Origin of the sequence: Microcoleus sp. (assembly GCF_049646505.1) — a bacterium.
Taxonomy (GTDB): Bacteria; Cyanobacteriota; Cyanobacteriia; order Cyanobacteriales; family Microcoleaceae; genus Microcoleus.
Window position 1 is genome coordinate 1 of sequence record NZ_JBARVX010000373.1, and the last position, 7,938, is coordinate 7,938.

General features: G+C 48.5%; 6 protein-coding genes and 1 pseudogene. 4 read left to right on the forward strand and 3 right to left on the reverse strand.

Annotated elements, in window-relative coordinates:
• The 4 genes and pseudogenes from WBA89_RS18845 to WBA89_RS18860 form a co-directional block, all read left to right on the forward strand.
• Positions 1–1,191, forward strand: a pseudogene (locus WBA89_RS18845) (ATP-binding protein); the annotation flags it as partial.
• A gap of 53 nt (positions 1,192–1,244) precedes the next feature.
• Complete coding sequence (locus WBA89_RS18850) at positions 1,245–2,894, forward strand: hypothetical protein (RefSeq protein WP_424408736.1); 1,650 nt, start codon at positions 1,245–1,247, stop codon at positions 2,892–2,894.
• Between the two features lie 187 nt (positions 2,895–3,081).
• A complete protein-coding gene (locus WBA89_RS18855) occupies positions 3,082–3,504 on the forward strand; it encodes a hypothetical protein (protein ID WP_424408737.1) in 423 nt (140 codons plus the stop codon).
• Positions 3,501–3,848 (forward strand): type II toxin-antitoxin system PemK/MazF family toxin, encoded by a 348-nt coding sequence (locus WBA89_RS18860; protein ID WP_333425216.1) that lies wholly within the window; start codon positions 3,501–3,503, stop codon positions 3,846–3,848. The genes WBA89_RS18855 and WBA89_RS18860 overlap by 4 nt, the downstream gene beginning before the upstream one ends.
• Positions 3,849–3,907: 59 nt before the next feature.
• Here WBA89_RS18860 and recG read toward each other — a convergent pair whose 3' ends face one another.
• The 3 genes from recG to WBA89_RS18875 all read right to left on the reverse strand — a co-directional run bounded on the left by recG (position 3,908) and on the right by WBA89_RS18875 (position 7,622).
• Positions 3,908–6,394 carry an ATP-dependent DNA helicase RecG gene (recG, locus tag WBA89_RS18865; RefSeq protein WP_424408738.1) on the reverse strand — a complete coding sequence of 829 codons (2,487 nt, stop codon included), beginning with the start codon at positions 6,392–6,394 and terminating at the stop codon, positions 3,908–3,910.
• Between the two features lie 87 nt (positions 6,395–6,481).
• Positions 6,482–6,730, reverse strand: coding sequence for a hypothetical protein (locus WBA89_RS18870; protein WP_424408739.1), 249 nt, complete (start codon positions 6,728–6,730; stop codon positions 6,482–6,484).
• Between the two features lie 4 nt (positions 6,731–6,734).
• Positions 6,735–7,622, reverse strand: coding sequence for a hypothetical protein (locus WBA89_RS18875; protein ID WP_424408740.1), 888 nt, complete (start codon positions 7,620–7,622; stop codon positions 6,735–6,737).
• Between the last annotated feature and the right edge of the window lie 316 nt (positions 7,623–7,938).

Here is a 7,938-nt window from a genome sequence, read left to right on the forward strand (position 1 = left end):
CGGGACGATTTGGCGCAAATTCAGAACTTGCTGCAACGATTTGTTGATACTGGTACGCCCAGATTGCCGCTTCCCTACGAGTGCGAAACGATTATTGCAGACCGGACTCAAGACTTTACCGGTCGCCAATTTGTGTTTGCAGCAATTGCCGAATTTTTGCAGAACAATCGCAAAGGCTATTTTGTTTTAGAAGCAGATCCGGGAGTCGGGAAAAGTTCAATTATGGCAAAGTTAGTGCTGCTGCTGAAGCGGCGCTGCGTCGCCCATTTTAACTCGCAATCTCAAGGCATTGTCCGCGCCGAACAATTTCTGGAAAATGCCTGCACTCAGTTAATTCGAGGCTTTCAACTAAATTATCCGCAACTGCCGGAGAATGCGACCAGAGATGGCAACTTTCTGAGTCGATTGTTGGGGGAAGTCAGCGCTAAATTGGGTGGCAAAAAGTTGATTGTGGTCGTGGATGCCCTGGATGAAGTGGATTCGAGTTTGCAGGGGCGCGGCAGCAATGTTTTGTATTTGCCAGATGCTTTGCCGGATAATGTTTATTTTATTGTCTCGAAGCAGCCGAAAACTCTGCCTTTGCCAAATCATCAGCCTTTTGATTTGATGCACTACAGTGCAGAAAGTTTGGCGGATGTCAAGCTTTATATTGACAAACGCACCAGCAACAGCACGTCAATTCAGAGTTGGATTAACCGTCAAAATTTGCAGCTATCGCAGTTTGTGGCGGCGGTGGCGGAAAAAAGTCAGAATAATTTTATGTACCTGCGCTATGTGCTGAATGATATCGATAGCGGCAAGTACAGCGATGTGAATTTGCAAGATTTGCCGAGGGAGTTGGAAGGATATTATGAGAAGCATTGGATGCAAATGATGGGGCGGGAAGACGATCCGCTGCTGGAGATGAGGGTTAAGATTATCTATGTGCTCTCGAAAGCGCGGGAAGCTGTTTCTCGCGGCTGGATTGCGAAATCGGTAGGGGAAACGGATTTTAAAGTGCAGCAGGTGTTGAAGAAATGGGAGTCGTTTTTGCGGCAGCCGCAAGTTGATGGCGAAATTCGCTACAGCATCTATCACAACAGTTTTCGCGACTTTTTGGCAAAAAATGAAACGGTGCAATCGGCGGGGGTTGACGTTGAAAAGCTCAACCGCCAAGGTATGGATAACAGGTTAAAAGGAGCGCCGATATGAGCGATTTGGGTGTGTGGTTGTCGCAGCAAAGTCGATCTGATCGAGAATATTTTTTGAAGTATCAACCCAGGGATTTTGTGGAAACTTCGGGAGAGTTCGATCGTTATTATCGTTGGGTGACGGATTTTGGTTTTATTGAGGCGAAGTTGGAATTGTTGGGGGTACAAGCGTTAATTGAGGATTACGATTTGGCAAGAGTTTGTGATGTTTTGCTGTCGGAGGGGCAAACTGAAACGCTGAAGTTGATTCAAGGGGCAATTCGCAAGTCGGCGCACGTTTTGGATAGGGATAAAACTGAATTAGCAGGGCAATTATTGGGGAGGTTGCTAGATTTTGAAATGACTGATATTCAGGGGTTGCTGGAACAAGCCAAGCAGTCGAAAAATAGTCTTTGGCTGCGGCCTTTGAGGGCTAATTTAGAGCGGCCGGGAGAAGGATGTCTGAGAACTCTCATCGGTCATACTGAGTCGGTAAATGCAGTGGCGATCGCACCAGACGGCAACAGAGCGATTTCCGCTTCATTCGATAACACCCTGAAAATCTGGGACACAGAAAGCGGCACCGAACTCATAACCCTGACCGGTCATACTAGCTCGGTAAATGCAGTGGCGATAGCACCAGACGGCCTGACAGCGATTTCCGCAGGGGGTAACACCCTGAAAATCTGGGACACCGAGACAGGAACCAAAGTTAGAACCCTCACCGGTCATACTAACCGGGTACAAGCAGTGGCGATCGCACCAAACGGCAAAACTGCGATTTCCGGTTCACATGATAACACCCTGAAAATCTGGGATACGGAGACAGGAATCGAACTTAGAACCCTCACCGGTCATACTGGCTGGGTAAATGCAGTGGCGATCGCACCAGACGGCAAAAGAGCGATTTCGGCTTCAGAGGATAACACTCTGAAAATCTGGGACACCGAGATAGGTACGGAAGTTAGAACCCTCACCGGTCATACTAGCGGGGTAGAAGCAGTGGCGATCGCACCAGACGGCAAAACCGCGATTTCCGCTTCATGGGATAAAACCCTGAAAATCTGGGAGACCGAGACAGGTACCGAGGTTAGAACCCTCACAGGTCATACTAAATCGGTATATGCAGTGGAGATCGCACCAGACGGCAATACAGCGATTTCCGCTTCACGGGATAAAACCCTGAAAATCTGGGACACCGAGACAGGTACGGAAGTTAGAACCCTCACCGATTATACTAGGCGGGTAAATGCAGTGGATCTCGCACCAGACGGCAAAACCGCGATTTCCGCTTCAGGGGATAACACCCTGAAAATCTGGGACACCGAGACAGATACCGAAGTTAGAACCCTCACCGGTCATACTAGCTTGGTAACAGCAGTGGCGATCGCACCAGACGGCAATACAGCGATTTCCGCTTCATGGGATGAAACCCTGAAAATCTGGGACACCGAGACAGGTACCGAAGTTATAACCCTCATCGGTCATACTAGCTATGTAAGTGCAGTGGCGATCGCACCAGACGGCCTCACCGCGATTTCCGCTTCATGGGATTGCACCCTAAAAATCTGGGATCTGCTTGGTGGCAAAGAAATTGCTAGTTTCAGCGGAGATTCTGGCTTCGATTGCTGTGCAGTTTTACCTGATGGAGTGACAGTTATAGCGGGGGATGCGTCGGGTCGGGTGCATTTCCTGCGATTGGAGGGAGTTAGCGACGGGCGATAATCGGATTTTTGGGTCGATTCGGGCGATCTAATTTTTTGTGTACCGTCCTGGACGCACTCCCACCAAAGAAACCGGGTTTTTACCGAATCTGTGGGCTGCAACGCCTCTTGTCGTCAAAAACCCGGTTTCTCGGCCTCCATCGTAAGTCCTAATGTAGCGAGTTTTAGGGCGAGCAAATTTGAGAGAAATGTGCGATCAAATTTTTGTGTTGATTGGGGCGATCGGGTTTTTTGTGGATGGGCGATCGGGTTTTTTGGAGGGATGGGCGATCGCATTTGTGGATGGGCGATCGCATTTTTGGGTTGATGGGCGATCGGGTTTTTGGGTGGATGGGCGATCGGGCTATAATACAGAAAACTTGACAACAAATATAACTGTCATGAGAGAGTTAATCCAACAAGAATTAGAAAAGTTCGATCGAGAACAACTCCAACAAGTATTTGAATTTATAGCCTTCCTGAAATTCCGTGCCAGATTAGTGAGTATTCCTGCGATCGATGAAACTAACTTAGCTGCACTCTACAGCGAATTTGCCGAAGAAGACCGACAACTTGCGGAACTCGGAATCAGCGAATATTCAGAACTCCTCAAACATGAGGATTTGGCATGACAATCAGACGAGGTGAAATCTGGATTGCCAACCTCGATCCCACACAAGGTTCCGAACAAGCAGGCGTGCGTCCCACAATTATTTTTCAAAACGATACAATTTCGAGATATACAACTACTATTATCAGTATTCCTCTCACCACAAATCTGCGCCGCGCCTCTCTTCCTTCCTGTGTTTTAATTCCTGGCGGTGAGGGAGGATTGACTCAAGATTCTGTTGCATTGTGCCATCAACTGCGAGTTTTGGATAAAACAAGATTGCGAAATAAAATTGGTGAAGTCAATCCAGAGATACTGGTACAATTAGAAAATATCGTACTATTTACCTTGGGTTACTTGCCTTAAAAAGAGAAATCCCGGCCGTTAGAAACCCGGCGGTTTCAACCGCCGGGTTTTTGGGTTTCTTAAGTCAAAATCGAGCCACTCATCATCCGCTGATATCTCCTCTCCAACTCATCCCGCACCACAGGCCACTGATTCAAAGTTTCATCATTCTCAATTACCATTTGAGCCGCCGCCCTCGCCAACTCCAAAACCTCCTGATCCTCCACCAAACTCGCCAAAGCAAAATCCGGCAAACCCGACTGCCGAGTTCCCAAAACCTGACCCGGCCCCCGCAATCTCATATCCATTTCCGCAATAAAAAAACCATCCTGAGATTGTTCTAAAACCTTCATTCTCTGCATAGCTTCCGCCGTCTTAGAACCGGGCATTAACAAACAATAAGAACGGTTGCTGCCCCGACCGACACGACCCCGCAACTGGTGCAATTGCGACAGTCCAAAACGCTCCGAATTTTCAATCAGCATTACCGTAGCATTCGGCACATCTACTCCCACTTCCACCACAGTTGTAGATACTAAAATATCAGTTTCTTTGTCCCGAAACTTAGTAATAGCCTCATCTTTGTCCGCACTGCTCATCCTGCCGTGGAGCAAACCCACCTTAAACTCAGGAAATACACTGCTTTGAAGTTTTTCTTTTTCTTCAATTGCCGATCGCACATCCAACTTTTCCGACTCCTCCACCAGCGGCAGCACCACATAAACTTGACGGCCGCTCGCCACTTCCCGGCGAATCAAATCGTAAGCCTGGATGCGTTCTTTTGCCGACAGAACCGTCGTTTGAATCGCCTGCCTACCGGGGGGAAGTTCATCAATTTGACTCACGTCTAAATCTCCGTGCAGCGTCAGCGCCAGAGTCCGGGGAATGGGAGTTGCCGTCATCGTCAAAACGTGCGGAGATTCGCCTTTCTGCTGCAATTTAGCCCGCTGCTGCACCCCAAATCTGTGCTGTTCGTCAATTACCGCCAAACCCAATTTGTGGAAATTCACTGTATCTTGAATCAGCGCGTGAGTTCCCACTAAAACAGGCAATTCTCCCGTTTCTAACTGGCTGTGAATTTCTCGGCGCTTGGCTACTTTTGTAGAACCAGTTAACAGTTCCACAGACAAGTGCATCAAATTAAACCAACCTACCAATTTGCGGTAATGCTGTTCTGCTAAAACTTCTGTCGGTGCCATTAAAGCCGCTTGATAGCCCGATTGAATTGCTGCTAGCATTGCGACTACGGCGACTACGGTTTTGCCCGCGCCGACATCGCCTTGTACTAATCGGTTCATCGGTTGCGGCGAAGCTAAATCGTTAAGGATGTCGTTAATTACTCTGGCCTGAGCATTAGTCAACGCAAAAGGCAAGATTTCATAGAAATGTTCGATCAATTTGCCGCTAGGAAGAATGACTGCACTAGCTTGAGCTTTTCTTTGGGTTTGGCGGCGCTTCAAAAGTCCTAATTGCAGGTAGAAAAATTCATCAAAAACTAAGCGGCGGCGGGCGGCGGACAAGCAATCGCGATCGAGCGGAAAGTGAATATTAGTCACAGCATCCGCTAAACCCATTAAACTGTAACGATCGCGCAAATCATCCGGTAGCGATTCCGGCAACAGTTTCGCCGCCGGCATCGCAGCCAAAATCGATCGCCTCACCGAACCCGCATCCACCCCTTCAGTCAGCGGATAAACAGGTATCAGGCGGCCGACTTTCATAGATTCGATCGCACCGCCGGAGTCGTCTAATACTTCCAACTCAGGATTTTCTAAAGTAATCCCATATTTACCCTGCTTCACCAAACCCGAAGCAGCCAGCAGCGCACCAGTACAATACTCGCGCTTTTTGAATTCTTGCCAGCCGCGATTGCTGTAGCGGGGCCCGGCAAAAAAGCGACTAATTTTTATTTCTCCCGTGCGGTCTTTTAAGATTACTTCTAATATTGTTAATTTCTTATTCTTCGGGCTAGAAAAGCAATTGCACCGCTTTACTTCGGCGATTAAAGTGACAGTTTCCCCTGCTACTAATTCGCGAATTTGTACTTGCTTTGCATAGTCGATGTGGTTGCGGGGATAGTAGTAAAGCAAGTCGTATACAGTGTTTAAACCGAGTTTGAGCAAGCGGTTGCCGTTGGCGGGGCCGATGCCGGTGACGCGGGTTAACGGTTGGTGGAGGGTCAAGCTGGGCGGTGGCGCTGCCGCACTCAGCGGTGCTGTTCGGGGAACGGAAACGGCTGGGGCGACTGACTCGGCGGCGTTTGCGGGTCTGACTTGTGTGGTTTGTTCTTCCCAAACTTGCTCCATTTGTCTGAGAAAACTCACCGTAATGGCGATCGAATGCTGGCGCGCTTCGAGATCCTTCTGAGGGTAGATGTCAAATTCCACAGCTAGTTGTCGGGCGCGATCGCGCGAAGAACCTGCTACAGCACCGGCCAACTGTCTCAAACTCAAGCCGAGAAACTCGCTGAAGCGGTATTGACTGCCCTGGATGTCGTTAAATCCGCGATCGGCTTCTACTGAAAGAGCTTTTTGCAATCGCTGCCATTCTGGTTGGTTGTTAGTCATCAGTTATTAGTTATTAGTTATTAGTTATTAGTTATTAGTCATTAGTTGTTAGTCATTAGTCATTAGTCATTAGTCATTAATCATAGCTCAAGAATCCCAGACAACAACCAACTGCCAACCACTAACGAAGAGGGCGGGCACGGGGGCACCGCCCCTACCAACTGCCAACAACCAACTGCCAACTGCCAACCACCAACTGCCAACCACCAACAACCAACTGCCAACTGCCAACTGCCAACTGCCAACCACCAACCACCAACTGCCAACTGCCAACCACCAACTGCCAACTGCCAACCACCAACTGCCAACCACCAACTGCCAACTGCCAACAACCAACTGACTAATCTTCAAACCAACTCGATCGCCAAGCCGACTCAGCCTCCACCACAGCAAGTTCCCGCTGCTTTTTCTGGTAATCGCGGCCTAGGGAGTTTAACCTCACAGAGAGGTTGCGAATTTGCTGCCGCCAAGCCGAAGTTCCCGCATCGGCAAACTCTATTTCCGACAGCCGCAGTTTAATTGCTGTAATGTGCACGGCCATAGTAACCTGTGCTTGTGCTAAGTTTGGCGGTGCCGAAGAGTTATCGGCTTGAACGATTAAGTTTAATAAGTTAGGCGGCCCAGCAACGCTGTCGCCGGAAGCTTCAGCAGCATAAGCAGCTTCTAGAATAGGTTCTGGCAATTGACTGGGCAAGATTCCCGACTGTTGCAGCAAGCGGTTGGTGTCACGAGAAAGCAGTTTGAGAATCAGGACGATCGACTTTTCAATACTATTTTGCCAGCGCGCCAAACTTTCGGGAGAATTAGCAGTTGGCACCTGGTAATTTGCCACTGAAAATAAATACTTAATGGCGGAAAGTTGGTTTTTTTCGTCTTCTTCGTCTTCCTCTATTTCTTCGTCTTCTTCGTCTTCTTCTTCTTCTTCCTCTATTTCTTCCTCTGCTTCTGATTCAGTCACCAGCGATCGCAATTTTTCCTCCGACGCAGCAGCCAAACCCCTTACAGACTGCTGCATTTTTTGCCGCTTGTCGAAGGACAACTTGAGAAACGACTCCGGCGCGGATTGAGTGCAAAGGTGATAGCAAGCCAAAATTAACTGCTGCCGCACCGCTTGTCCCAAGGAAGTTAAATAACTGTCGTAGGTACTGCGAAACTCCACATTCAAGGCTGCTAAACTCTCTTCTAGTCCTGCCAAATCTTGCTCTATGCGTTCTCTTGCTCCCACCATATCTCCCGTATAAAATTAAAATAGGACATCGTATAAAACTAAAAATTCCTAGGGTGTGTCGCCGCAAACAATCTCTAAATTCAATCGACAATCTGAAGGCGACTACCTGACACTTCCGATCCGTGGAAACAAAGCCAACAATTGTTTTCTAGTACAATTTTCGATAAATTATCTTACGTGCGTCACTGTAAGATTAGACCTCTTGCAAAAGTCAAATTTACCCCCCGCAAGTCCCCCCTCCCGCGGGGAGAAACAAGAATAATCTTGCTCCCTCCCCGCGGGAGGGGAGGGTTGGGGTGGGGTGCTTTGGATTTTT

Bases quoted from the DNA above. Each gene is read 5' to 3' on its own strand.
- WBA89_RS18855 (WP_424408737.1), top strand. From the start codon at position 3,082: ATGTGCGATCAAATTTTTGTGTTGATTGGGGCGATCGGGTTTTTTGTG.
- WBA89_RS18860 (WP_333425216.1), top strand. From the start codon at position 3,501: ATGACAATCAGACGAGGTGAAATCTGGATTGCCAACCTCGATCCCACA.
- recG (WP_424408738.1), bottom strand. From the start codon at position 6,394: ATGACTAACAACCAACCAGAATGGCAGCGATTGCAAAAAGCTCTTTCA.
- WBA89_RS18875 (WP_424408740.1), bottom strand. From the start codon at position 7,622: ATGGTGGGAGCAAGAGAACGCATAGAGCAAGATTTGGCAGGACTAGAA.